Genomic DNA, 25,773 nt, shown 5'->3' on the forward strand with positions numbered 1-25,773 from the left:
TGCTGCAAATAATCCCGCTTTTGTCAAGCGGGTTTGCCGATAAAATTGACGTGAAATCTGTAGAAGAAAGCCGGATATCGGTAGAGACAAGCCTGACATCTGTAAGGACACGGCAGTGCCGTGTTCCTACCGGAAATCAACTTTTAAGCAATCGTAAAAACATGACTTATATATCTCGCAACCGGCAGAGGAAAGTTGCGATTGCAGCTATAACTTTGCCAGTTGTTTTTGCTACAGTCGCTCAGGCTCAATTGTCGCCAACCTTGAAAGCTCAGGAATCAGCAGCCAAAGAATATGTGGCAGCGATGAATAAAGCTCAGCAAGCCTACTATGCAAACAATACTGGTTTTACCAGTTCTGTTTCCAATCTAGGTCTAGGCCGCATTAAAGCTGATACAGCTAACTACAAATATTCAATTAATAACGGTAACAAAGCTGTATTTAATTATGCAGTGTCGAATCAAGCTAATCTCAAAAGTTTTGTGGGAGGAGTTTTTTTGGTAGACAACAAGAGGCAAACAATTTTGTGTGTAAATGTAGCTCCGGGCAAGATTAAACCAGCTAATCCCATTAATACTCATGGGGTTTTAAACTGCGCTGCTAAAACAGCAAAAATTGTTAAATAAACTATTTTTAATTTATGTATGATTTAGCTGAAAAGTGGATTGTTAGCGCCGATTTTTCTAAGCAATTGCTGTCAGAAGGAGCTACTCTGCTTGATGCTCGCGAACCTATTTTAAAGTGGTTTTGCCGTCTCCCGCCAGCTATTCCCGTAACTTGGCAGCAATTTACCTGTTCCGACTTTCCGCACCAAGGCAAAATTATCGAAGATGATGCAGTTTTAACAGAAAAATTGCAAGCATTGGGAATTTGTCAAGACCAACCAGTCATAGTCATTGCCGATTCAGCGAAAGGCTGGGGCGAAGACGGGCGGATTGTTTGGATGCTGCGAACTTTGGGACAGGAAAAAGCCGTGTTTGTCGATGGAGGATATCGAGCTTTTGTGAAAGCTGGAATCGATCGCACAAAGCGCACAAATCATCCATCGCATCCTGGAGATTTTATTGTATCTCGCCGCGATAATAGAGCAATCAATCGAGATGATTTAAAAGCTATTTTAGGCAATGATAATTTAGCCGTGATTGACGCGAGAGAACCGCGAGAATATGCAGGTAAAACGCCTTACGGAGAAACTAGGGGCGGTCACATTCCCGGTGCGGTGCATCTCTACTACAAAGAGTTAACAAACAAGCAGGGAAAACTGCTGGAACGCGAGGAAATTGTGGCTATGTTGCAGCAGAAAGGAGTTTCGGAGTCCAGTGAGATTGTGAATTATTGCTCTGGGGGAGTTCGCTCTGCTTGGTTAACTTGTGTATTGACAAATTTGGGATTTAATGCTAAGAATTATGCAGGTTCTATGTGGGAATGGTCGGCTTCGCCGGCGGATAGCTATCCTTTGGAAAAAAGTCGTAGTGTAAGTTAGTATATTTAAGATTTATAAGAATTTTAGTCAAGTATCAGCAATCAAAATAGGTTCGATCGTTCGGACTTCAGTCCGCATCTCTCATGACTAAGCTGTTCTGCTTTTAAACAATTTAAATGCAGAACAGCTTAACTAACGCACCGTACTAAATTGTGACAAAACCCGCTAATTTATCAGGCATTTAACCTTGACAAACGGGCGGGTTTTAGTTGGACAATCTCAACCGACTTGTTCGATATACTGAGCGAGATCGTCGCGCAGGCGGCTCAGTTCGGCTTCGGTGGTGACGCGCAGGCGATCGTCCCTAACCGTAATCAGCACTTTCGCAGCAAAAGGCGTCGCCCAGATATTCGGGTTGCAGAAAACCTCCAAAAATACATCTCCTGCATACCGATATTCCATCGGTTTTTGGGGAGAAGCTTTACCACCAGCGGTTTTGGCTGCTACGGCTTTCAAGCTGTCCATCAAAGTGGCGATCGCACTTTGCAAATCCCGCGCGGCTTGCGCGGAAAAGCTAAAGGAGACAGAACCTTCAATTAAATTCAGTGTTAGCGGAGAAAGAGACATGGGCAATGAAATTTAACATACGATTGTTAATGATAAAATATACACTAACCTAAAAGAAGTACATTCCAGCTTTATTGGACTGCGAGAATGCTATTAATTGAAATTTGTCTCAAGAAGCTCGGCTAAATTAATGAATATAAATCTAGTCGCAAGCTAGGTTCTGCAATACTTTTAACCTTTTATGACTGGATCAGCTTTAAACTAGAAGCCTGAAAACTAGATGGCTGATAGAGGAGATTCTATGGTTGCCGATAACCGTTCCGAAGTCCGCAAGGTTTTAATCATTACCTTATTGCTAAACTTGCTAGTGATGGCAATTAAAGCAGCCGTGGGATGGCTGACAGGTTCCCTGAGTTTACTGGCAGATGCCTTGCACAGCGTCACTGACAGCGCTAATAATATTTTAGGATTGGTAACTAATCATTATGCCAATCCGCAGCCCGATCGCGATCATCCCTACGGACACCAGAAATTTGATGCTCTCGGAGCTCTGGGAATTGCGGTTTTTCTGGGAATTGCCTGTTTTGAAATTCTCAGCGGTGCTGTCGAAAGGTTGCTACACGGCGGTAAAGTTGTCAAAATATCCCCAAATGAACTGTGGATTTTGCTGCTGGTACTGGGAATTAATATCTTTGTCACGTTTTACGAGCGCAGAGTTGGCGAACGTCTCCGCAGCTCGATTTTGGTGGCGGATGCTCAACACACGATGAGCGATGTTTGGGTGACAATTATGGTCATCGGCGGGTTGATCGGTGTTTGGCAAGGTCAGGTTTTAAACATACCTCAATTGCAATCCCTGGACGTGTTTTTGTCTTTTCCTGTGGCTCTTTTGGTATTTAGCAGCGGTTGGAAAGTTTTAAGGGAAAATTTGCCTTGGTTGGTGGATGAAATGGCGATCGCACCGGAAACTATCCAGGCGATCGCGATGGATGTGCCCGGAGTTATCAACTGTCACTCGATCGCCTCCCGTGGCATGATCGGGCGTCAAGTGTTTATTGATATGCACATGATCGTCAATGCTGTCGATGTAGAAACTGCTCACCAGATTACAGAAGAAGTAGAAGCCCGTTTGGAAGAACGTTTCAGCCCTGTACGCATCTTAATTCACGTCGAGCCTCCGGCTTACAAGTCCGACCAAATTAGCTACGAAGCCCAATAGAAGGAAGAAGGAAGAGGGAAGAAGGAAGAAGGAAAGAGGAAGAGGGAAGGAGGAAATATCTAGGCCGTATCCCCCAGTAAACAGCAGGTTGAGGGAGGAACGAGGAAGGGAGTTTTTGCGATCGGCATTCCTCGATTTTTTTAAATCTTATCAATCGGATTCAAGCGATCGCACTTCATTTTGTGGCGCTTTTCCACAGGAAAAGGGGGGTTTTCCACAGGAATCGGCAAGTTTTCCACAATAAATTTGATAATTATCGATCGCAAGACTATTGGTACAAGTTGGCAGTTTTTTGGATTTCTACAGCCATTTTCTGTCGCAAGTCCCAAGGTAGCAGAATTTCGACTTGTGAGCCCAAAGCTCGCAACCACCGAGCGCGGGTAGTAGTCTGTCACTCATTCATTCAGTTGACAGTTGACAGTTGACAGTTGACAGTTGACAGTTGACAGTTGACAGTTGACAGCACTTGACAAAAGAAGTCCGAGGATTGGAGTAATGAATCGTCTGATTTTAATTTCTCCTCGCTCAGGGTTCCGGCTTTAAACCAATTCTTTCTCGTAAGTGACTTGATAGCAAGCATCGTCGGTTGGGCGACACTGGAAGATTTCTCAAAGAGCCGATCGCTCTTGTGGATCGGGGATGTATTGTGTGATTAATCTGGCGGCGCGATCGTACTCTATGGCGCTAAAGGTATGATCAATGCTGATTCCCAGCAGGTAGGATTGAGCAAAAGTGCGATCGAACCGCAATACCATCGTGTATAGCGGTTCGATCGCGTGGTGAGGATAGCCCTATGCCCTATGCCCTATGCCCTATGCCCTATGCCCTATGCCCTATGCCAGATCCCGTTCGCGTATCTGATCTTTCTGAGAAAGGCTATATGAACTATTTCCTGCTGGTATGCGGACAGTAAAAATAGACCCTTTGCCCTCCTCACTTTCCACCAAAATCTCCCCGCCCATCATCTGACAGTAGTTGCGGCTAATTGTCAGCCCCAATCCAGTGCCGCCGTACTGGCGCGTCGCCGAACCATCAGCTTGGGTGAATGCTTCAAACAATTTGTGCTGCTGTTCTTCAGACATTCCAATGCCAGTATCTTTAACTCGAAAGCAAATCCAATCTGATGCTTCAACATGAGCACCTGGACAAGCAATCGAACTCGATTTAGTGCAGCCCGCAGCCATTGAATTGTCAACATCCGACAGCTTAGCTGCATTCGATTCTCCAGTGCCTTCAGTGCGGCTGACGCTGATTTTTATCCTGCCGTTTTTGGTGAACTTAGCAGCATTGTTCAGCAGATGCAGCAGCACTTTCTGCACTTTCGCCAAATCTGCGTGCATTGTGCCGACAGTTTGATTATCGCACTCTATTTCTAAAACATTGCCATTCTTTTCTACCGACAATTTCATCGTCAACGCCACACGATCAACCAACGATTCGATGTCAAATTCTCCGATGTTGAGTTTCACACCACCCGCTTCAATTTTTGACAAATCGAGGATATCGTTAACCAAAGATAGTAAGTGCGTACCAGCATTTTCAATCTTATCTAAGTCATCAACAAAATCTTTGTATCCGAAATCCTTAGCATCTTCTAAAAGTAGTTGACTGTAGCCGATAATCGCGTTTAAAGGCGTCCGCAACTCGTGGCTCATATTGGCGACAAACTGGCTTTTAGCAGTGCTAGCCGCTAAGGCTTCTTCCTTAGCTTGTTCCAATTCTTTTGTATGTTCTGAAACTCGCTCGATCAAGTGATTGAGAGACACAGCTAATGAGCCTATTTCATCTTGTCCGGTGACGGGTGCTCGCAAATCAAAATTCGACTCGGCGGCCACTTGTTCGGCTACCTGGGTGACGCTGATGACTGGTTTGGCGATCGCCCGACTGGTACGGTAAGCCACAATTCCGGCGATCGCTACCGAAAGCAGCATACTAATAATGATGATGCCCTTTTCGATTCCTTGGGCATCCTCCATCACTACACCGCCTTGCCACTCTTGCTGCTGGGCAATATCGAGGACTTTGCTCAATTCCTGAAGATGGCTGTCGAGCACTTTTGCACCTTCTCCGCTTTCTGTAGCCAACATTTTTCGGGCAGACTCTATCTCCAGAGGCGAGAGTTGCGATTGCTGGATTTGCTGCAAAGTTGATTTGAGAGTATCGGCGTAGGATTCTAAATTTTCCGTGCAATCTTGCAGTAAACCTTTGAGAACTTCCGGCTTTGCTGCCAGCCAAGCGGGTTGGCTATCAGCAAACTTTTCTATGCGAAACCGCAAGTTTTTTGCCTTGAGAATACTCTGGGAAAACTGTTTTTCTTGGAGTTGGAGCTTGGCAGAATCATCTACAAAAGAATCTAGCTGTGCTCCCTGCAATTGTGCAGCCAGCGCTGCATCTTTAAAATTTCCGAGCAATTGCGCTTGTGCGTGAGCATCATTGAGTTGTTTTAATCCTTCTCCTTGGTAGAAGTCGGCAATCACCAGTCCGCTCAGGGAGCCAATAAAGCCGATTCCTATTGCTAGAAAATACCCACCGCCAATTTTTTGATGGATGCGCCAACCTGCAATGTTAGATGGCAAAATTTTGCTGAGTTTCAAGGATGCTCTTTTCAAAAAATCATGGATGGATACTTTGGGATGTGGGGTTTCTACAGAAGAAATTTGTTCGGACACAAAGAGCCTCATTAGTTTACCTACATTGCTTTGTTTTGGGTTGACCTCTGGCGTTACCACAGGTTTTTTCTGCTGGTTAAATTGTTCTAACTCTGGATTTAACTCATTCTTACCTTCCCAAATAGCAACCGATAAACTTGCTTCGTTCCCTGTTTTTTTGAGCAAGTTAATTTTTGACATATGCAACCGCTGTATTCTGTTAAAATCTACCACGTTCTTAAGTTCTTCAAAGGGGAAAGCTTGTCTGTTTTCCAGTAGACATCTGCGAAAAAGTATCTGAAACTCTGATCGAGTTTGAGGAGAAACTTAAATTCGGTTGATGTCTAATTGATAATTAGGCTGTTGATGGCTGTTGCCAAATTACTTTTTCGACTGGTAAAAGTCTCCAGCAGGCAAAAAATTAAATATTTATCCCGGCAGTGAATTATTGCTGCATAGAATATTACAGGCAGAAAATTCTGTCTGATGTGTTTTGCCTGTGATTCGCCCAAAGCTGATATTGTCTGTTGACAATGCACCCGATTCCTCAGCTTTGGGGTTTTGCTGCCAGTAATGCGACGATTGCTTGACAGTTTTTGTTGAGCATCCGACTACTTTTTACCACAGAATGTCATAAATGTGGCAGCCGATCGCGCTTTTGCACTAAGAGCGATCGACTTTTGGCATCCCTGCCCCACTTTCGACAAGTCTGAGGCAAAGTTTTGTAAGTTGAGTATAACTTTATGACTTACCAAAAGAAACCGGGTTCCTGCGGGTTAACTGTTGGCAATTGCGACCTCTGTAGCGGTCAATTCGATCGCAAGTGCTAACTTACCATTTCTACCCAAAGCTTGATCTGCCAATTCCACCATCCAGCGATTCGGCCTAGCTTGGGGTCTGGCGGCGAGTACCAGGGCCCAAGCTTCCCGTTCTTTGCCCCGGCCTAACAGCGCAGCAAAAACAGTCAAAGCTGCGGCTGTTGAACGGCTGATGCCGCTTCGACAGCAGACGAGCAATTGGCCGGGGTGCGCCGATATTTGGCGGGCGAAGTCAATAATTTGAAGTACATCATCAATGGTAGCCAAAACGCGATCGGGGTCGTCAACGGGGGTTTCGAGGTCATTAAATTCTAGCCGGAGTCGGTTCGGGACTTTGTGAAAAGTTTTGGGTTCGGGTACACCAGGACTGCTGATCGAGATCACGTATTTGAGAACCCGCCCCGCAGCGCGATCGATAATATACTCGCTGGCTTCTGCTTCCGAAGCAATCAGGATTTTCGGCAGTTTTTCACCCGATAAATCCGTCGCAACTTCCTCCTCAAAATAAACTGTTTTTACCTCAGCGCCGACATCCGGCAAATATTGGGCTGCTAGGGCGCGAATGTCAGCAAATTCGCGCTTTAAAGCTGCTTCCAGAGCTAAAATAGCAGCGGTTGAGCCAATTTGACCGAGGGATTTAACAGCCTTTTGGCGGACTCCAGAGGTTTCGTCTTCCAGCAGCCGCACCAAACCTGCGACAGCCTCGTCTGTCCCAATTTCCCCCAAAGCAGCAGCAACTCTCCATCGCACATAGGATTCACTGTCGCCTCGTGCGATCGCCAGTCCCGCTGCGACCATTTTTTGCAAGTTAGCATCTCCGGCTGTATTGATGTTCCCCAAGGCAACAGCCGCCCTGCCGCGCACGAAAATGTCTCGATCCGAGAGCGATCGCATTACTGCCACCGCAGCCACCTCGCTGCTGATTTCCCCCAAGGCAGAAACTGCACTGCCGCGCACATCTGAGTCCTGATGGTTGAGGGCTTGCAGCAGCCCAGCCACAGCCGTTTCCGTCCCGATTTGTCCCAAGGCTTCGGCGGCCCTCAAAGAAACGGCATAGGAGTCAGGATCGTGAAGCAATTCTACTAAGCGGGGTACTGCGTCGCGATCGCCAATTTTCCCCAAAGCCGCCGCCGCCCTAGCGCGGACGAGTTGATTTTCGTCTCTGAGGGCGCAAAGCAGCCCCGGAACCATCTCAGATCCGCCGATTTTCCCGCAGTTGACGGCCGCCCGCCAGCGCACTTCCGCGTCTTCGTGTTTCAGGGCTTTGAGCATGGCGGGGACAGCTATTTTCGGGTTAATTTTACCCAAGGCCCAAACCGCCCAGGCGCGAACTCCGGGGGCTTTGTGGTTGAGGGCTTCGATCAGTGCTGCGGCTGCTGGTTTCGAGTCAATTTCTCCCAGGGCCCAAGCCGCCCAAGCTTGTACTTGGGAATCTGCCGATTCGAGCACCTGCGTTAATTCAATTACTGCCACCCTTGAGCCAATTTGTCCGATCGCGCGAATGCCATGAAGGCGCACTGCACTTTCTTTGTGGTTCAAGGCTTTGACAAGCATCGGAATTGCCATGTCGGAATTTGTTAGTGCCAACAGTTGAATTTTGAGCTGCGGCGAAGTTTTAATTTTTTTGATTAAATTTACTGTTTTTAGTTGAAACTCCGGCTTTACCATTCCTGCTAGCTTCGAGCCGAGTTTTAAATTTACTTTTAGGGCTAATTTTATGGCGCGCAAAGCCAGACTTTGCTGTTTTACTTGCGGCAATATTGCCGCCAATTTGTGCATCCCTTGTTTTTGTTTCAAATATTTTTGGTTGAATTCAGCATCGCTGAGCTCTGGTAGCTGTTGGATGAGGGTTGCTGCTGAGTTCATTGATTTATCCTCATATTTTGGCGATCGCGTGAGATTGCTCTTTTAAATTCGCTGTCATAAAAAAATAAGTCTGCACTACAAAACTCAACTTATAAAAAAACTTGCACCACTTATAAAATATGTCGGATTCGACTATTTTAACAACTCCCAAATGATTGATTATCTGTTTTTTTGCGATCGGCTTAACAATTAGTAGCGCTGGCTGCTTGGCATAGATGCACTGTTAACTAGACGAGCTTCGCGCTATATCATTTTATACCAATTTGGCTGGAAATATCGATCGACCGTTGAACGCAGCAAAGCAGAAACAGCCCGATTCCGCCACAGTCTCTCACCTCGCATAGGGCCCATTTTTCAAAGCCTCAGCCAAAGCATTATCGTGATCGCGCAAACCTTCGTAAAAAAATAGCACTTCTCCTGGAATGCCACGAGAACGGTTATAAGCAATTACTTGTAACAACAGATCGGGATTCATGCTATACTTACTACCTCGATTCGCCAACAAAACACCGGGCGACACGCAATGCACTTGTTCGCCAGTAAGTTGTTGATCAATTAGTCGATCGACCAATTGTTTGTAACCGTTAAAATCGCGGCGGTAAAACTGCGGGTGAAGCATATCGACCAACTTTCTGTCAACCCAAGACTTAGAATCTTGCAAATATTCCACCAATCCCCATTCATAGGGACTTGGCGACATCGACAGCAACAAATCAGGATTAATAGCCTTCAATTCTCGGTGCAATCGAGCGACAAACTCAGTAATTATACCAGCGCGCCAGTGCAGCCAATGTTGCTCTCTCGGATTCTGTGGCGGTTCTCTCCCGCACTCTTGGCGGTAGCGTTTAACCGTTTTTGCATCATAACCGCCTTCACAGGGTAGCGCAATGCGATCGTCTCCTTGAACACCATTTACCGGATAATTCCTAGCAACTTCCAGCATCAACCCCAGCAAAAAATCTTGCACTTCCGGGTCAAGAGAATTCATCCATTCAAAGTTATTTTTCTTAAGTAAATTGCCGCTGCAATCATGCGCCGCCCACTCAGGTTTCTTTGCCAGCAAATGACCGCCGTTGAGATTGTAAGAACTCACAAATCCGTATTCAAACCAAGGAATAACTTTTAAACCAACTCTATTAGCCTCAACAATTAATTCTGCTAAAGGGTCGCGACCTTGATAGCGTGCGTCAATTTCTACCCCAAATTGTTCGCGCATAATTTGAGAAGGATAAGCAGTAAAACCTCGGTTCCAAACTACAGGAAATACTGTATTAAATCCCGTATCGGCGAGAAATTCCATTGCTTCAGCAATTCGCTGTTTTGAGGTGAGAACTTTGCAGTCGGTGCTTGGTATCCAAACGCCGCGAATTCCATGATTGCGAGGATCAAAGGTGGTTGGCGTTATGGGATTTTTTGCGTTGACTGGAACCGCAAACTGCTGTTTTAACAAAGATTTGAAACTGCTAATCACTGACTGGAATGGCTCTAAAAATGGCATTGAGTCTAATGATTTACCAGATTTTGTACAATTTTTTATGATTAGCAACGGGCTAGAAGCCCGTTCCACAATTAATCAAATTTCTTGTGGGGTGGGCCGAAGAGCCCGCCCCTGAAATTTTACTATCCAGCTACTCCAGACAACTGCTGGCTCAAGGCTTCCTTCAAAAGCTCGGCCTTATCAGTTTGCTCCCAAGGCAAGTCTAAATCAGTGCGTCCGAAGTGACCGTAAGCCGCCACATCTTGATAGAAACGACCGCCTCTTTCAGCAGGCAAATTCTGCAAATTAAATGCCTGAATGATTCCCGCCGGACGCAGTTCAAAATGCTGCTTCACAACTTCCAAAAGGCGATCGTCATCAACTGTTCCAGTGCCAAAAGTTTCGATCATCATGCTAACAGGCCGCGCTACGCCGATCGCATAACTCAACTGCACTTCACACTTTTCGGCCAAACCAGCAGCCACGATATTTTTAGCAACATAGCGACAAGCATAAGCCGCGCTGCGGTCTACCTTCGTGGGGTCTTTGCCCGAAAAAGCACCGCCGCCGTGACGGGAATAGCCGCCGTAGGTATCCACAATAATTTTGCGGCCAGTCAAACCCGAATCTCCTTGAGGCCCGCCGACGACAAATTTGCCAGTGGGGTTGACAAGGAAACGAGTTTCTGCATCTGGCTTGATGCTAATATCGGCAAACACGGGTTGGACGACAGCAGTCCAAAGATCTGCTTTAATCTTGGCTTGAACTGCGGCTGTATCAGTGATATCGCCGATCGCCTCAGTGTGCTGCGTAGAAATTAAGATCGTATCAATACCAACGGGTTTCCCATCTTCGTAACTTACGGTAACTTGGCTTTTGCCATCGGGACGCAGGTAAGGCAATTGACCAGTTTTGCGGACTGCGGCCAATTGACGGCAAATCCGGTGCGCTAAACTAATCGGCAGAGGCATCAATTCCGGCGTTTCGTTGCAAGCAAAGCCGAACATCAAACCTTGATCCCCAGCACCAATGGCATCCAACTCCTCTTCACTGGATTGTTCCCGACTTTCATGAGCCGTATTCACCCCTTGGGCAATATCGGGAGATTGAGAGTCAAGAGCCACCAACACTGAGCAGCTATTAGCAGAAAATCCGTTGTCAGGGTGGATATAGCCAATATCGGCTATTTTTTTCCGCGCCAACTCTATGTAATTTACGTGAGCTTTAGTGGTAATTTCGCCCGTCAGCAGCATCAAGCCCGTATTGACGACAACTTCGGCAGCCACGCGGCTTTTAGGGTCTTCAGTCAGTAAGGCATCTAAGATTGTATCTGAAATTTGATCGCAGATTTTATCGGGATGGCCTTCAGTAACAGATTCAGAGGTAAACAGGTAGCGGCGTGACAATGATTATTTCTCCTTTGATTGGTGTGAATCCTGCGACATTGGCGACAGACGACTGATTTTTCACGTAGAGGCGCAGAATCATCGCGTCTCGGTCGCCGAAAAATTTGTGTCTGTCTGGTGCGAGTTTAAGCAGGGTTTGAGATTAGCTAAAGTGACACTACTATAGCAAACTCAGTTCCGGGAAGTCCCGAAAAACTGAGATTGTGTAGGATTGTCGATCGAACTTTGACTGCGATCCTGCACCCCCCTAACCCTAGAAAGGTAAGATACAGTCAGGGTATCGCCTCGCGGATGCACTATGGCAGGAATCGAAAAATCACCAAATTTAATCCAAACGGTTGCAGACTTAGAATTTCCCGGCGGCCCAATACCGCTTGACTCTCGATTTTATATCAATCGATCGCCCGCCGAAGCCAGAGCTTGCGCAGAAATTGGCAAGCCAGGGAGTCTAATTCGGATTAAAGCTCCCAGAAAAATGGGCAAAAGTTCGCTGATGCTGCGGATAATTAACGCGGCGGTCGATCGCGGATACCGCACAGTCACTGTAGACTTTCAGCAAGCCGACGAAGCAGTTTTTGCTACTTTAGATAAATTTTTGCGCTGGCTGTGTGTCAATGTCGCTCGCCAACTCAAACTCGAACCAAATCTCGATGAATTCTGGGATGAAGATATGGGGAGCAAAGTAAGCTGCTCTCTTTACTTTGAAAACTATTTGCTCGAACAAATTGACAGTCCCCTTGTCTTGGTACTCAACGAAGTAAACCGAGTATTTGAACGCGCCAAAATTGCTCAAGAATTCCTGCCACTGCTCCGTTTTTGGTACGAACAAGCACGACAGAGCGAAACCTGGGAAAAACTGCGAATTGTGGTCATTCACTCGACAGAAATTTATATTGCTTTGAGTCTAAATCAATCTCCATTCAATGTAGGACTGCCGATTAAACTCTCCCAATTTACTACTGAACAAGTCGAAGATTTGGCGCGCAGGCACGGACTGAACTGGAGCGATAGCTATCCGATTGAGCAATTAATGCAAATGGTAGGCGGTCATCCTTATTTAGTGCATTTAGCGCTGTATCACCTGGCAATTTTGCAGGAAAACCGCCTGTCGGTTGCGGAACATGAGTCTGGGGAGGAACTGGGGCGAGCCGAGTTGGAACAACTATTAAAAACAGCTCCTACTCAAAGCGGCATTTATAGCGACTACTTGCGAAATCAGTCGATCGCGATTCAACAGAATCCCGAACTCGCCGCCGCCTTCCAACAAGTTCTTGATACTAAAAATAGCATTCACCTCGAACCTTTGATGGCCTATCAGTTAGACAGCATGGGACTTGTCAAATTAGAGGGAAATAACTGTAGTTTGTCTTGCGAATTGTATCGCCTGTATTTTCAAGACCAAAATTTGTGCGAGGACAGTTTCTCGGCTGTTGGTTGGGAGGAGTTGCAGCAAGAAAATGAAAGGCTGCTAGCTTTGGTGAATGTGGACGAACTTACTCAAATTGGCAACAGACGGCATTTTGACAGTTGCTTGCGAGCAGAATGGAAACATAATGCTCGCGATGGCTCTCCAATATCTTTAATTTTGTGCGACATCGATTATTTCAAAATATATAATGATACCTACGGACATCAAGCTGGAGATAGTTGTTTGCGATCGGTTGCTCAAGCAATTCGCCGAGCCCTCCAGCGTCCCGCTGATGTAGCCGCTCGCTACGGTGGCGAGGAGTTTGCTGTGATTTTACCTCAAACTGATGCGGCGGGTGCTCTGTTGGTTGCCGAACATATTAGAACCAAAGTTAAAGCTGTGAATATTGTTTTTAACCCGGAGAGTGTTGACTGTTTGCCTAATTCTGTGGTGACAATTAGTTTGGGAATTGCCAGCGTTGTTCCGGGGCCGGAAAATGATGCAGCAACGCTGGTACTGGCGGCTGATGAGGCTCTTTACGACTCGAAAAGGCACGGGCGCGATCGATTGACTATGAGCACGCTTTTAAATTTTCGATTTGCTGCTGTTAATTGAGCTACTCGGCGGTTGAAACCGCTACTATACAAACGAAGTCCGCCGGACGCCGACTCAAGAATTTTTCAATAGCGGGGGATGGTGCGATCGACTACCATTGAGTAAGCATCGATCCCGCCAACGATATTTTTAACGTTGGTAAATCCTCGATCGCTCAACCAGTGACACATTTGAGCCGATCGCACTCCATGATGGCACAGAACTAGGGTTTCTGTGTCGCGGTTTAGTCGATCGTCAATTTCACCAGACCATTCGGCAAACTCGCTCAGAGGAAAAGCTACAAATCCCGGTAGCGCCGCGAGTTCAATTTCATCAGGTTCCCGCACGTCTACAAGCTGCAATTTATCAGCATTGGTTTCTGCTAAATAGCGACCTAATTCTTCGACTGTAATTTGAGCAAACATTTCTGACATTTGATTATAAAAAAAGAAGTCATTGGTCATTATTCATTGGTCATTAGTCATTGGTCATTAGTCATTGGTCATTGGTCATTCGTCCTGAATCAGTTAACAGTTAACAGTCAACTCTTCGGACAGTTTCATGGATGACGAATAGGAGCTATAAACCCGGTTTCTAGGAGTTTTACGTCCATTCACGAGAAAACTCGTAGAAACCGGGTTTCTGAGGTCGCAAGTGCGTCCACAGATTGTTGTGAGGACGGTCGTACTCACAACAATTACCAATTAGCAATTAGCAATTCCCAATTCCCAATTCCCAATTACCCATAACTAATTAATTGAGCCGCGAAGGCGGTGGCATTAGCTCCATAGGAGGCGTCGGTGCAGGACGCCCGTCCAACTGGCTGACTGTGCCCCTGGGATCGAGACAACTGGCAATTAACCTGTCCGTGGGAAAGTCGAGCCTGCCGCTCAACCCGACTACACATTCAGCAAACACTTCTGGCAATAAACTGCGGCGGCACCCATCAAGCGTTAACAGGGCAGCAGCAGGTTGAGTTTTAGTTTTACTGTTAATATTCACCACGCAAGTAGTCAATTCGTCGGGGCGTCTCACCTGCCGACAGCTAGAGAGCGCTTCGAGGCCAGAAATATTGGTTTTGCGGTTGATTTGGAGGGTGCATCGAGATATATCGCGGGGGTGGAGGGCGTCGGCACAAGCTGCTGCTGCTGCCTCGGCCCCGACTCCGGCTTCGATTAGTTCCTTAGCGCAGACGCGATAGGGATTTTGAGTGCGAGGGAATCTCAGAGTGATCGCTGATGCTGGCGAGATTGGCAGTGCTGCTGCTAACAAACTCAGCGCGACTAGGGGAGTGCCGAGAGCCAACATCCAGCGCGGTGCTGGCTTTGGGGAAGCAGTGCGGAAAAAATTGGGGTTGTGCATGGCAGCTCGATTTGTGAGTTTTTTGGGCTGGTTGGGTCGATCGCGCGATCGGCTTTTACTTCAAAATTTACCGCACATTACGGATGGCTGCGGTCGATCGATTTTTTTTATCGATTTTTGTGCAAATTTTCACCGTTACCAACATATAATATAGAGTCTGCATAAAATTGCATACAGAAATTAGAGAGGAAAATAAATGTCTCGATATCGAGGCCCCCGATTAAGAATCGTCCGTCGCCTGAAAGAGTTGCCGGGTCTAACCCGGAAAACTCCCAGACGGGATTATCCGCCTGGGCAGCATGGTCAAAACCGCAAAAAGCTCTCTGAGTACGCGGTTCGATTGCAGGAGAAGCAAAAACTCCGTTTCAATTACGGTGTGACGGAACGCCAACTGCTCCGTTACGTCCGCAAAGCCCGCCGTGTCACCGGCTCCACAGGTCAAGTGTTACTGCAATTCTTGGAAATGCGCTTGGACAATACTGTGTTTCGGATGGGAATGGCTCCAACCATTCCGTCCGCTAGACAATTGGTAAATCACGGTCACATCACTGTTAACGATCGTGAAGTGAACATCGCCAGCTATCAGTGCAAGCCTGGTGAAGTGATTGCAGTGAAAAACAGAGAGCGATCGCGCACGATGGTTGAAGCTAATCTCAAAGATCCAGGCTTGGCTAACTTGCCCAGTCACTTGGAATTTGATAAGCAAAAAATGGTTGGCAAAGTTAACGGCATTGTCGAACGTGAGTGGATTGCTCTTCAGATTAACGAACTGCTAGTTGTGGAATACTACTCGCGGCAAGCTTAATTTATTAGTCATTAGTGCGAGCGTCCTCGCTCGCACGCAAACCTTATTAGTCATCAGTTAGTTGCTAGCAAAAAATCAATAATTGGGTTTGTCCCTAGTTATTAGTTAATTGTTACTGAATAGTGAGGACTAAGGACTAAGGACTAATTTTTTAGAAACAGCTATGCTGAAGGCTGAAAAAAGCTTTTCAACGGTCAATGATTAACTGTTAATGGTTAATCGTTGGCCGTTAATCGTTTAATTTGAAAAGTCCAAAAGTGGGGACGATCGACCTCAGCGACACACTGCGGGGTTCTCGTACCAAAATCAAAGGCAGCAATCCCACCAGCCGCACAGCAGCCGAAAGGGCAAACAGTGCCCCCAAACTCATGCCGGGAAGTTCGGCAAGAAAGCCTCCGGTGGTAGTTCCCAAAGCCCCAGCTAATCCCGAAACTGCTGCGGCGATCGCAAAATAAGTCGATGGTTGTTCGATCGACGCGATCTCCATTTGAATATTGTTAGTACAAAGCCCGATCGCCCCTAAAGTCGTTCCCCCCAGCAAGTGCAGCAGCGGCAGCCACACCCACACCGCAAACGGGTAATTGCCCGTACCCAGCCACAGCAAAGGCGTTACAGCCACCACCAGCCCCACCGCAATCAACAACGGGCGATTTCCCCAGCGATCGGCTAACTTGCCCCAAAACATCAGCAGCAGCAGATTTGCTGCGGAACTCAAGCTGCAATAAATCGTGACCAAACTCACATCTAAGCTTAAATCTTTCAACAGGTAGATATTAAAAAAAGGCGCGCTCAGATTAACTGCAAATGTCCACACGCTAAAGTAAAGAATAAACATTAAGAAATTAGAATCTTTCAGCACTGAAGGCACAAAATCTGTTAATTGCTTTTCTTTTTTCTCTGGGAGTCGATCGCTCTCTGCATCTTTTCGGTATGTCTGCGGATTCACATCAACCATCAAGAATTGATACCCCAAACTAATCATTCCCGCCACAACACCCAAAAATAAAACAACACCATAGCCCAAAATTGGGTGGGAATCCCAGGCTGACACGAACAGTCCCATTAGTGGTACTCCCAGTAAAGCAACTAAGCTGGTAGCACTGTTGCGAAAGCCAAAATAGCGTCCCCGCAAACGGTGAGGAACCACCGCAGCCATCCAACTAAACCAGTTAGAAGTGGCAAAAGCTGCGATCGCGCTAGCGGCTAGGACTGTTGCTAGCGTCCACTGGAGCAGTTGTTGGCGATCGGCGCGGGAAGGCTGCCAAACAATTGCGACTACCAGCACCAGCCACAGCAGCCGCGACACGCCGAATATCGCTAGGTTGTACCAGTGGCGGCTAGTTGTGCGATCGGCGATGTACGCTCCTAATGGTTGCAGGAGATTTACCAGCATCGGAATAGCAGATAATATGCCTATTTCTACGCTGCTTGCGCCGAGTTGCAGCAAGAAGTTGCTCAGTAGCAGGCCGGTAGTCGCCGACTCGAAGACCGCGGCAAAAACGCCTTCTATAGTTGAGGCTTTGAGCGTCAATCTAATATCTTGTTTGGAAAATTTGAGAGGTGTTTGTGAAGGTAGAACGAGTTGAGATATTTTCTTTTCTAGTATTTCAGGAGTCTGAATAAATAGATGTTTATTTGACTCTGTAACTGGTTCAACCATAGTCAGATAATTTTAGATTTTATATTTGCACAATTCTTATTTTGTAAAAGTTTGAGGGTTGCTGGAGATTTAATTATTTTCGCCGGTAAATGTCGATAAAATTTATTTTTTTTACTACAAATTGCTGAGTTTGCCTATTAAGATAAAGCCAGTCCCACTTTCAAGATGTTAGCTTGAAAGTGAGACTGGCACTTCCGGGTAATTATGATTAATATAGTTGATCGTCGGTCGCTGTGGCATCGACCGCTTGGAAGATATAAACGTTGTGACTGCTAAAACCTAGGTTTTAGGGCTTAACAAGCAAGCGATCGCAACATTTAGCCAAAAATTGCTCTAATTCTCTGTCAAACAAGTCGCCCCAAGGCTCAAAATAAATTTGGCGCGATCGCCTCCAGTCGGCTCTCAAACCTTTAGGGTTAGCTAAATCTATAGAATCAAAGACGATCGAGTTGCCGATCGCACTTCAAAAAAACTGTTCCTTGCTTCAGGGCAACTGACAAGACAAAATATCACTTGACAAAAATCACGTTAACTGATAATAATAGCAAACCCTAGAATTAAGCTTAAATGCTTAAGGGGTATCACTGCTAGTGCATGATGTCGCTCGCCGACTAATTTACCGATTCCTGAATTTTCGTGACCAAAACTCAACCTTTATCCGGGTATACACTACCAGTATTTGCCTGTGCCGCCGCACTTGCAGCACTGCGGTGCTTGCGTGATGCTACTAAGTGTGTAGATAGCGTATCAGTAGATTTACTGGAACCGCCAATAACGGCAGAAATTGCGATCGAACAAGCATCTGTACTGAAAACAGATACCGCCTTAGGTGTGACTCGCTCGGAGCCGGGAGACAACCTCGATCTGACTCGCAATACCCCCGTTTGGGCAATGGTGGAATTGCGCAGAGGGGGAGAGGGAGAGAGGGAGAGGGGGAGAGGGGGAGAGGGGGAGCAGATTGTGATTCTCGGCGGTGAAGGTATAGGGCGTCATGCAGTGGGTGGAGGAGCGGCAATCTATGATTATGCGATGCGGCTGCTGCGATCGAATCTGGGGCGAGAACTCGCACCAGGAGAAAACATCACTGTCACCCTAATTCTGCCGTCTGGGCGGCAACTAGCCACCCGCACTTCTAACGAAGCTTTCGGTGTCGTAGAAGGACTTTCCCTGCTGGGTACAACTGGGATTTCTCAACCGCTGAGTGCCCCCGGACAGTTGGAAGTTTATCGCGAACAACTGCAACAAAAAGCCGAATTGTTTGACTGTTTAGTCTTCTGCATCGGCGAAAATGGCTTGGATTTGGCGCGGAAATTGGGCATCAATCCGCAGCGGCTGGTGAAAACGGCTAACTGGCTGGGCCCGCTACTGGTAGAGGCTGGATGTCAGGGCGTGCAGTCAATTTTGCTGTTTGGCTATCACGGTAAATTGATGAAATTGGCGGCGGGGATTTTTCACACTCACCACCACCTCGCCGACGGGCGCAGGGAAATTCTCACCGCTTATTGTGCTCAAGCTGGAATGCCCGCCGATGCGTGTTCCGCGATTTTTGCCGCGGCGACAGCCGAAGATGCTCTCGGCCAACTGCGGGCTGTGGATGCGGCAACTGGCAGCAATTTGGTCTATCGAATTTACGGCGACATCGCCCGACAAATCGACTTGCGATCGTCCGATTGCATTTTTACTCACACTAACCAGCGTATCCCCGTGGGATCAGTGATGTTTGGGCGCGATCGCCAAATTATTGTTAAAAGTGACATAGGGGATACATTTCTGACCCAAATTTGTTAATGTAGTGTGAATATCCCTGAATTCTTTTTAAAAGAGCGATCGGGGATAATATTTAACAAGTAATAATTCTCAGTCCCTAGATCTTAATTATACTAGGTTGCTACTTGACGCAATTTATGATGCAAGAGTGCAATTAATTAGAGTAAATCTCGCAGTAAATATATGCTTGCCGTAAGCCCTATTAATCGACTAACATCGCTGACAGCAATCTAGTCTAAATAAGATTTATTCCTAGCGACTAATGCTCGCTCGCCTTCAGTCTTCGACTCAGGTGGCGACAAATACCTCCGCTACGTTCTGCCAAATTATCAATTAGCAACTACGCAATAACCGTGACTACTCAAATAGAAACTGAATCAGACCTCACAGACTCTTCTCTGGGGCTAATAGACCGCCAGATCATCGTGATTCTCGACTTCGGTTCGCAATATTCCGAACTGATTGCTCGCCGGATTCGCGAAACTCAAGTATATTCAGAAGTTATTTCTTACCGCACTACGGCAGAACAGTTAACAGCTATCAATCCTAAAGGAATTATTCTTTCAGGAGGCCCAAGTTCTGTATACGATGAACAAGCTCCCCAATGCGACCCGGAAATTTGGAATCTGGGAATACCGGTGTTGGGCGTCTGCTACGGGATGCAGTTGATGGTAAAGCAACTCGGCGGGACAGTTGAGCGGGCTAAGTTAGCTGAATACGGTAAGGCATCGCTATTTATTGACGATCCTACGGATTTGCTGACAAATGTCGAAGAAGGCGCCACGATGTGGATGAGCCACGGAGATTCCTGTACCGAGTTGCCGGCGGGTTTTGAGATCCTCGCTCACACGGATAATACTCCGTCTGCTGCTGTTGCTAACCACGAGAAAAGTTTGTACGGGGTGCAGTTTCACCCAGAAGTGGTTCACTCGATCGGCGGACAAGCTTTGATTCGCAATTTTGTTTACCATATTTGCGAGTGCGAACCGACTTGGACGACGGCTACTTTTGTCGAGGAAACTATTCGCGAAATCCGCGCCCGAGTGGGAGACCAACGAGTTTTGCTGGCTCTATCTGGCGGGGTTGATTCTTCAACTTTGGCTTTCTTGCTGCACCAGGCGATCGGCGACCAACTTACCTGTATGTTTATCGACCAAGGGTTTATGCGAAAGCACGAACCGGAACGGTTGGTGAAATTGTTTCAAGAGGAATTCCACATTCCGGTGCAGTACGTTCTAGCTCGCGATCGCTTTTTGGCTCAACTTGAAGGTGTTACCGATCCTGAAGTAAAACGCAAGCGGATCGGCCACGAATTTATCAGTGTGTTTGAAGAAGAATCGAAGCGCCTTGGCCCCTTCGATTACCTCGCGCAGGGTACTCTTTACCCGGATGTGATTGAGTCGGCTGATACGAATGTAGACCCAGCAAACGGCGAGCGAGTTGCTGTTAAAATCAAAAGCCACCACAACGTCGGCGGTTTGCCTAAGGATTTGTGTTTTAAGCTGATCGAACCGCTGCGAAAGTTGTTTAAGGATGAGGTGCGAAAAGTCGGCAGATCGATCGGGCTTCCCGAAGAAATCGTCAACCGACAACCTTTCCCCGGCCCTGGATTGGCGATTCGGATTACGGGAGAAGTTACCGCCGAGAGACTGAATATTTTGCGGGATGCTGATTTCATTGTGCGTCAAGAAATCAATCGACACGGATTGTACAACGAACTTTGGCAAGCTTTTGCAGTTTTGCTGCCGATTCGCAGTGTAGGGGTGATGGGCGACAAGCGGACGTATGCTTACCCGATCGTTCTACGATTTATTAAGAGCGAAGATGGGATGACGGCTGACTGGGCGCGGGTTCCATACGATTTGTTGGAATTGATCTCGAACCGGATTGTGAATGAGGTTAAGGGTGTTAACCGGGTGGTTTACGATATTACTTCTAAGCCGCCTGGTACGATCGAGTGGGAATGATTGCTAGTTAGGGCGGGTGGGCGGACAATTCTTTTGTCCGTCTGCTGGATTTGCGAACTGTTGAATGAGAAAAGCAAAATTTGCAAATCCGCCCTCAAAATTCCGCGACAACGATTTGTTAGCCCGCTCGGTACACTAGAGTTGTACTCTAATTTGAGATAGTTCAACCTCCTCTGATTTGATTGCTCGAATATACCAGAATTTCCATACCTCTGTATTTTCAATTATTCTAAAACCTGCTAATTCAAGCCCCCTAATAAACCCTTGAAAATCTTTAATCTGGGACGTTACCTCATAAATCCAAAGTTGTCCATCAAGTTTGAGTGTACGGGCTGCTTCTCGAATATAATCAGCACTGTTTAAACCCATGAGCGATAGATTAAACATGGCAACGTCGAGACAGCTATCCTCTAAAGGAACACGAGCTATATCACACTCGATGACTGAATCATTAATAGCAATGAAATCAAAGTTATGAACTGTATGCTTACCAACAAGAGCTTTAGCTATCTGCCCTTCCCCACAACCCAAATCAGCTATAATTAAATCAGAGCGCTTCTGAAGCCACTTGATAGCTTCCTCGTAAGGAATAACTGACCAGGTTTTTCGAGCTTCTTGATAAAGGGTATGGTACTGCATCCACTCCTCTGGATTAGCTTGTAAGCGTTTATAGGTAGTGTGACTGTAACTATTATTCCAACGAGCATTCATCCGGCTAAAATCACCGTACTGAAGATTCCGTCGCTGGACATCTACAGGATCAATATCTGGAAGTGGAACAAAGATTCTAGGGCGAATAATTGATTTTTGTTCACCTGTCTTCAATCGTTCTAACCACTGCCGTAGATCTCGAAATGCTTGAGATTCGCTGCGTAGCTGACCTTCAGGCATTACACCATCAACCGCAGCATCAGCAACCGTCTGTTTATTTTGTAGCCTAGCTAATCGCCCCTCATCCCAACTCCAGTGTTCTCCATCATCTAAACCATAAGTTACAGGCATAAGGATTGTGAGAGTATCGTGAACTTGTCCCTGACGATTCAATCGCCCTTCTAACTGCTCTAGTTCGGCACTTGTCCAAGGTGGAATGTTTATAATTAGGCGATCGCAAACTCGTTGAAATCCATCGACACCAGTAGCCATTGCACTACTAGCAATCAAAATATCTGTAGAGCCATCAATAAAATTGTTACGGCCACTTTTATCTCCCCCCATGTGAAAACCGACAGTCCATCCTTCTGCCTCTATTGCCTCTTTTAGCTGATCAACAATACCATCAACATAATGGGTATAAACGATAGTTTTGGGACGGAGTTCCTTGAGAATTGCTGGAATTCTAGCACGAGTAAGGATCTGTTCCATTTTTAAAATAGATGTACCTTCTTGCCGAATTTCATCAACTAAGTGAGTGCAATCAACTAAAAGTGTATCCCTATTGATTTTGATTTTGGGTTTGACTCTGGAACGAATTCCCAGAGTCACAAATGCCTGATGCAGTCGCATACAGTTATTAAGTGTAGCTGTTTCACCTAAATCAGATCGTTCTAATCCTGTCACTAATTCAACCAAACTTTTACCTTCTTTTAGGTTGTTAATAACAGGAGTTGCGCTCATTCCAAGCACATGAAGATCAGGATTATTTTCTGCTGCATTAGTAATTAGCGCAAGAACCATTTGCCGCCGTTTGGATGGATCGTCACCACGCTGTTTACAACGATGAATCTCATCCACAATGATAAGATCAATTTTGTATTGGTCTAGCAGTTGTCGAATGTGAGCAGGTGTTGAGGGTTGCTGGAACATTTCATGATTCAGCAAAATGTAGTGATGTCCCTCCTCAATATTTAACCAATGAGGATTAAAATTTTTGATTGTTACTCGACTATCTGGAAAAGTGTGCTTGATTTCTCCATGCCAGTTGGGAATTGTGTCTAATGGACAGATGATGATTGTGAGATGGGCATCAATAATCCGGCTGCTAAGAATACCACCAATTGTTTTACCTGTTCCAGTCAATGAAAGGTTTAACATTCGCTGCTGACTGCGTAATCGTACCGCAGACAATTTTTGCATTAGGTTGGGAGAGGTAATTTTGCCATCAACTCGGAATGCCCAACCTGATGGAATTGACATATCTCGTGCCTGGTTATATTCGTCAAGAAATTGATCTCTCACCTGATGACCATAACCCTCCTCGGTAAAAGCTTCTACACCTTCAACAGCAGATTCATCCTCAAAAACTTCTGCCCAAATTCGATTAAGCTTAGACGCGATAAAGAAATCAACTGCCTCTTTATCTGCTGAAGCAACAATTTTACTACTGAGAAATTCTAGGCTTTTCTGGACTTTTACCCTTGGCAGTTCATTAGATTCATCAAGCTGTTCTGGCAAATCACTATTTATTACAAAACTTTGAGATCCCTCATTAACGATTTTTAGTTCAGTATCAGCTTTGAAATCATCATTTGAGCCACTCTCAACCTCAGATATTTGGATTTCCTTAAATTGAATTACATCTCGAAGCTTTTGCCCGGAAAGCTTACCCCTGATGATGTTTTTGATAATTTTAAGTCCCTCAGTATTCGTTGTATCTAAAACACCTGATTGTTCAAATATTTTATATAGTTCTGCTTGGGTTAGATTGGGAATATAAACTTCTAAGCTAGCAACAAACTGACGAATTGCTTCTAAAGACCAGCCAAAACAACGAGCGCATCCACTGTTACTCAATCTCCATGAAGCCCTAGTAATGCTGCCTATTTTAGTCTTCCACTCATATCCATCTATAGGACATTTAAACCATGCTTCTTGTTGAGAACCCTTCGTTAATGCTGTTGGAGCTAAACCAAGTTGATTATTTTTTTCATAGTCCCAATACTGAGCAACATAGTCAGGATATAGAGCAATTAATGAAGTAGTTTCAGTGGCAATTAATCCTCTACAGGCTGGACAACCGCTATTTCCTTTTTTCCAAGATCCTTTTGTGATCGCAGTGATTGTTGCTACCCACTCATGACCATCAATAGGACATTTAAAAAAAGCTTCTTTCCTCGATCCAATTGTTAATTTACTCGGATCGACTCCTAGCTCATTATTGGCTTCATAAAACCAATATTTAGCAACTTCATCAGGAAATTCAATCCCAATAAGATTTGCTTTACCCCATTCCCCTCGCTTTCTTTCATTAGTACCATTACATACTCGGCATCCAGCATTACCCTTTGACCACTGTTGATTGATTGTGGAGCCAACAATTGCCTGCCATTCATTTCCATCATGAGGACATTTAAACCAAACTTTTTTATTACTACCTAGAGAAAGGGTTGCAGGGTCTAAATTAAGTCCTTTATTTTTTTCGTAATCCCAGTATTGACTCACAAGTTCAGGATAAACTTCTATTAAACTAGCCTGTTTTTCAGCCTTCTTTTTTCTACCTGCACACATTGGGCATCCACTTGTTCCCCTCCCTTCCCAACTTCTTCTAATAGAGTGAGGTTTCGTTTTCCAAGAGTGTCGATCAAGAGGGCATTTAAGCCAAATCAATTGGGTGACGCTCCCAGCAAAAACATCTTCAGGTTTAAGATTTCCGTTTTTCTCATAATCCCATAGTTCTGCAACTCGTTTTGGATAAAGTATCGCTAAGGTTTGTGAATAGAGTTCCTGCTTTAACCTTTCTGCTTTCTCTTGTTCAGCAACGGCTTTCGCTTTCTCGCGTTCTTCCAAATACTCATGGAATGCAGGATTAATATTCAGAACTTGCCTGACTCTTTCTCTGCTTAGTCCATGCTGATCACCTATCTCTTGATAACTGAGTCCTTGTTTGTAGAGTTCGATAAACTGATTACTTTTCTCAAGTTTTTCTTCTCTAATTTTAGTTAATTTAGATGATTCTTTTTTGCTTTCACTTTCTGCTTCTGGTGAAAAATCTACTCTTCCATCATCATTCTGCCCTTGCCAAATTTGACAAACAGCCTGCCCCAAATCGGTTAGAGAAACCTGATTATCTTTTAATTGAACAAGACCTCTATCCTGAAGATTGAGTAATGTGCTTTTGACAGAAGTAAATTTTTTGATGGGTTCAGAGGATAAATATAGCGATTGAAGAATGAATTTCTGTATCCTACCCAACCCCTTTGTAGCCTCTCGGATATTGTACGCATCATCCATAGTTCAACCTGAATAATTAGAGGTGCTTCTGTACTATTTTATAGGCAAATGCGGAATATATGTTGAGTATAGCCCAAAAACAAATCAGGAGATTTTAGACTAACGGGAAGTGATTGATCCAGGACTGATGCGGTTGGTGATTTAGACTTGGTTATGGGATGAAACTTACCAAAGTTAGATGGGTGAACTTACCGCCGACGGCATTCGTGACTTCCGCACGACCTACGGGCAGGCCACAAACCCTAGCAGTTTCCCCCTTTTTCAATTTACCGGAACCTTCCATAGCAAATAAATCAACAATTGACCCGGAGGTGGTTGCAATGACAACTTCCTAAGTTTCACCGTCGCCAAGTGCTTGTGAAAGATTACTTTCCGATGGTTGATCTTCGACTAGACCGACAGTACCGCTGAAGCAAAGCATTTTTTACTCGTTACCAGGCGCTTTGCCTGGGAACCAATTATCATTAATCAGTTATCCTTAAAAGTCCCAGAACCCTGCGCCGGACACGGCAATGCCGTGTCCCTACGGATATCCTGTACAATTTAGCCAACAATTAAGGCCAAGTCGATCGATTTTGTGGTTCTATCTATTCATTTTCCCACAGCAGCAGGCTGCTTG

At 45.7% G+C, this 25,773-nt stretch carries 19 protein-coding genes; 8 read left to right on the forward strand and 11 right to left on the reverse strand.

Going from position 1 to position 25,773, the window contains the following annotated elements; all coding sequences use genetic code 11:
- Window positions 1-161 precede the first annotated feature (161 nt).
- Window positions 162-626, forward strand: a complete 465-nt coding sequence (locus K4039_RS14750; RefSeq protein ID WP_265236007.1) for a type IV pilin-like G/H family protein — start codon at window positions 162-164, stop codon at window positions 624-626.
- A gap of 14 nt (window positions 627-640) precedes the next feature.
- The gene (locus K4039_RS14755) at window positions 641-1,483 is read left to right on the forward strand and encodes a sulfurtransferase (protein ID WP_265236009.1); all 843 of its coding nucleotides are present in this window, start codon (window positions 641-643) and stop codon (window positions 1,481-1,483) included.
- A gap of 219 nt (window positions 1,484-1,702) precedes the next feature.
- On the opposite strand, the gene K4039_RS14760 is transcribed toward K4039_RS14755, so the two are convergent.
- Complete coding sequence (locus tag K4039_RS14760) at window positions 1,703-2,050, reverse strand: hypothetical protein (RefSeq protein WP_265236011.1); 348 nt, start codon at window positions 2,048-2,050, stop codon at window positions 1,703-1,705.
- A gap of 241 nt (window positions 2,051-2,291) precedes the next feature.
- Between K4039_RS14760 and K4039_RS14765 the strand changes: the two genes are divergently transcribed.
- The gene (locus tag K4039_RS14765; RefSeq protein WP_265236046.1) at window positions 2,292-3,209 is read left to right on the forward strand and encodes a cation diffusion facilitator family transporter; all 918 of its coding nucleotides are present in this window, start codon (window positions 2,292-2,294) and stop codon (window positions 3,207-3,209) included.
- Window positions 3,210-3,349: 140 nt separating this feature from the next.
- Here the strand turns inward: K4039_RS14765 and K4039_RS14770 are convergent, their stop codons facing one another.
- The 6 genes from K4039_RS14770 to metK all read right to left on the reverse strand — a co-directional run bounded on the left by K4039_RS14770 (window position 3,350) and on the right by metK (window position 11,424).
- Complete coding sequence (locus tag K4039_RS14770) at window positions 3,350-3,538, reverse strand: hypothetical protein (RefSeq protein ID WP_265236013.1); 189 nt, start codon at window positions 3,536-3,538, stop codon at window positions 3,350-3,352.
- 279 nt (window positions 3,539-3,817) lie between these two features.
- Window positions 3,818-3,964, reverse strand: coding sequence for a hypothetical protein (locus K4039_RS14775; protein WP_265236015.1), 147 nt, complete (start codon window positions 3,962-3,964; stop codon window positions 3,818-3,820).
- Window positions 3,965-4,042: 78 nt separating this feature from the next.
- Entirely contained in the window at window positions 4,043-6,058 is a 2,016-nt protein-coding gene (locus K4039_RS14780; protein ID WP_265236017.1) for a HAMP domain-containing sensor histidine kinase, read from the reverse strand.
- Window positions 6,059-6,633: 575 nt separating this feature from the next.
- Window positions 6,634-8,541, reverse strand: a complete 1,908-nt coding sequence (locus tag K4039_RS14785) for a HEAT repeat domain-containing protein (RefSeq protein ID WP_265236019.1) — start codon at window positions 8,539-8,541, stop codon at window positions 6,634-6,636.
- Between the two features lie 331 nt (window positions 8,542-8,872).
- Entirely contained in the window at window positions 8,873-10,039 is a 1,167-nt protein-coding gene (locus K4039_RS14790) for a glycoside hydrolase family 10 protein (protein WP_265236021.1), read from the reverse strand.
- A gap of 122 nt (window positions 10,040-10,161) precedes the next feature.
- On the reverse strand, window positions 10,162-11,424 hold the full coding sequence (gene metK / locus K4039_RS14795; RefSeq protein WP_265236023.1) for a methionine adenosyltransferase: 1,263 nt from the start codon (window positions 11,422-11,424) through the stop codon (window positions 10,162-10,164).
- A gap of 298 nt (window positions 11,425-11,722) precedes the next feature.
- Here metK and K4039_RS14800 point away from each other — a divergent pair, with 298 nt between their 5' ends.
- A complete protein-coding gene (locus K4039_RS14800; protein WP_265236024.1) occupies window positions 11,723-13,447 on the forward strand; it encodes an AAA-like domain-containing protein in 1,725 nt (574 codons plus the stop codon).
- A gap of 65 nt (window positions 13,448-13,512) precedes the next feature.
- Here K4039_RS14800 and K4039_RS14805 read toward each other — a convergent pair whose 3' ends face one another.
- Both K4039_RS14805 and K4039_RS14810 read right to left on the reverse strand, forming a co-directional pair.
- Window positions 13,513-13,860, reverse strand: coding sequence for a rhodanese-like domain-containing protein (locus K4039_RS14805; RefSeq protein WP_265236026.1), 348 nt, complete (start codon window positions 13,858-13,860; stop codon window positions 13,513-13,515).
- 319 nt (window positions 13,861-14,179) lie between these two features.
- Window positions 14,180-14,788, reverse strand: a complete 609-nt coding sequence (locus K4039_RS14810; RefSeq protein ID WP_265236028.1) for a hypothetical protein — start codon at window positions 14,786-14,788, stop codon at window positions 14,180-14,182.
- Between K4039_RS14810 and K4039_RS14815 the strand changes: the two genes are divergently transcribed.
- Window positions 14,787-14,942, forward strand: a complete 156-nt coding sequence (locus K4039_RS14815) for a hypothetical protein (RefSeq protein ID WP_265236030.1) — start codon at window positions 14,787-14,789, stop codon at window positions 14,940-14,942. The genes K4039_RS14810 and K4039_RS14815 overlap by 2 nt on opposite strands.
- A gap of 42 nt (window positions 14,943-14,984) precedes the next feature.
- Entirely contained in the window at window positions 14,985-15,593 is a 609-nt protein-coding gene (gene rpsD / locus K4039_RS14820; RefSeq protein ID WP_265236032.1) for a 30S ribosomal protein S4, read from the forward strand.
- Window positions 15,594-15,822: 229 nt separating this feature from the next.
- On the opposite strand, the gene K4039_RS14825 is transcribed toward rpsD, so the two are convergent.
- On the reverse strand, window positions 15,823-17,253 hold the full coding sequence (locus K4039_RS14825; RefSeq protein WP_265236034.1) for an MFS transporter: 1,431 nt from the start codon (window positions 17,251-17,253) through the stop codon (window positions 15,823-15,825).
- 636 nt (window positions 17,254-17,889) lie between these two features.
- Here K4039_RS14825 and cbiD point away from each other — a divergent pair.
- Window positions 17,890-19,041: a cobalt-precorrin-5B (C(1))-methyltransferase CbiD gene (cbiD, locus tag K4039_RS14830; RefSeq protein ID WP_265236036.1), complete on the forward strand. Its 1,152-nt coding sequence runs from the start codon at window positions 17,890-17,892 to the stop codon at window positions 19,039-19,041.
- 332 nt (window positions 19,042-19,373) lie between these two features.
- The gene (guaA, locus tag K4039_RS14835; protein ID WP_321161612.1) at window positions 19,374-20,987 is read left to right on the forward strand and encodes a glutamine-hydrolyzing GMP synthase; all 1,614 of its coding nucleotides are present in this window, start codon (window positions 19,374-19,376) and stop codon (window positions 20,985-20,987) included.
- Between the two features lie 135 nt (window positions 20,988-21,122).
- Here guaA and K4039_RS14840 read toward each other — a convergent pair whose 3' ends face one another.
- Window positions 21,123-25,154, reverse strand: a complete 4,032-nt coding sequence (locus K4039_RS14840; protein WP_265236038.1) for a zinc-ribbon domain-containing protein — start codon at window positions 25,152-25,154, stop codon at window positions 21,123-21,125.
- Window positions 25,155-25,773 lie beyond the last annotated feature (619 nt).

The organism is Lyngbya sp. CCAP 1446/10 (assembly GCF_026130175.1).
Classification (GTDB): domain Bacteria; phylum Cyanobacteriota; class Cyanobacteriia; order Cyanobacteriales; family Microcoleaceae; genus Microcoleus.

Excerpts from the sequence above, each read along its gene's own strand:
- K4039_RS14750 (WP_265236007.1), top strand. The coding sequence starts at position 162 with ATGACTTATATATCTCGCAACCGGCAGAGGAAAGTTGCGATTGCAGCT.
- K4039_RS14755 (WP_265236009.1), top strand. The coding sequence starts at position 641 with ATGTATGATTTAGCTGAAAAGTGGATTGTTAGCGCCGATTTTTCTAAG.
- K4039_RS14760 (WP_265236011.1), bottom strand. The coding sequence starts at position 2,050 with ATGTCTCTTTCTCCGCTAACACTGAATTTAATTGAAGGTTCTGTCTCC.
- K4039_RS14765 (WP_265236046.1), top strand. The coding sequence starts at position 2,292 with ATGGTTGCCGATAACCGTTCCGAAGTCCGCAAGGTTTTAATCATTACC.
- K4039_RS14775 (WP_265236015.1), bottom strand. The coding sequence starts at position 3,964 with ATGGTATTGCGGTTCGATCGCACTTTTGCTCAATCCTACCTGCTGGGA.
- K4039_RS14780 (WP_265236017.1), bottom strand. The coding sequence starts at position 6,058 with ATGTCAAAAATTAACTTGCTCAAAAAAACAGGGAACGAAGCAAGTTTA.
- K4039_RS14785 (WP_265236019.1), bottom strand. The coding sequence starts at position 8,541 with ATGAACTCAGCAGCAACCCTCATCCAACAGCTACCAGAGCTCAGCGAT.
- K4039_RS14790 (WP_265236021.1), bottom strand. The coding sequence starts at position 10,039 with ATGCCATTTTTAGAGCCATTCCAGTCAGTGATTAGCAGTTTCAAATCT.
- K4039_RS14800 (WP_265236024.1), top strand. The coding sequence starts at position 11,723 with ATGGCAGGAATCGAAAAATCACCAAATTTAATCCAAACGGTTGCAGAC.
- K4039_RS14805 (WP_265236026.1), bottom strand. The coding sequence starts at position 13,860 with ATGTCAGAAATGTTTGCTCAAATTACAGTCGAAGAATTAGGTCGCTAT.
- K4039_RS14815 (WP_265236030.1), top strand. The coding sequence starts at position 14,787 with ATGGCAGCTCGATTTGTGAGTTTTTTGGGCTGGTTGGGTCGATCGCGC.
- K4039_RS14810 (WP_265236028.1), bottom strand. The coding sequence starts at position 14,788 with ATGCACAACCCCAATTTTTTCCGCACTGCTTCCCCAAAGCCAGCACCG.
- rpsD (WP_265236032.1), top strand. The coding sequence starts at position 14,985 with ATGTCTCGATATCGAGGCCCCCGATTAAGAATCGTCCGTCGCCTGAAA.
- K4039_RS14825 (WP_265236034.1), bottom strand. The coding sequence starts at position 17,253 with ATGGTTGAACCAGTTACAGAGTCAAATAAACATCTATTTATTCAGACT.
- K4039_RS14840 (WP_265236038.1), bottom strand. The coding sequence starts at position 25,154 with ATGGATGATGCGTACAATATCCGAGAGGCTACAAAGGGGTTGGGTAGG.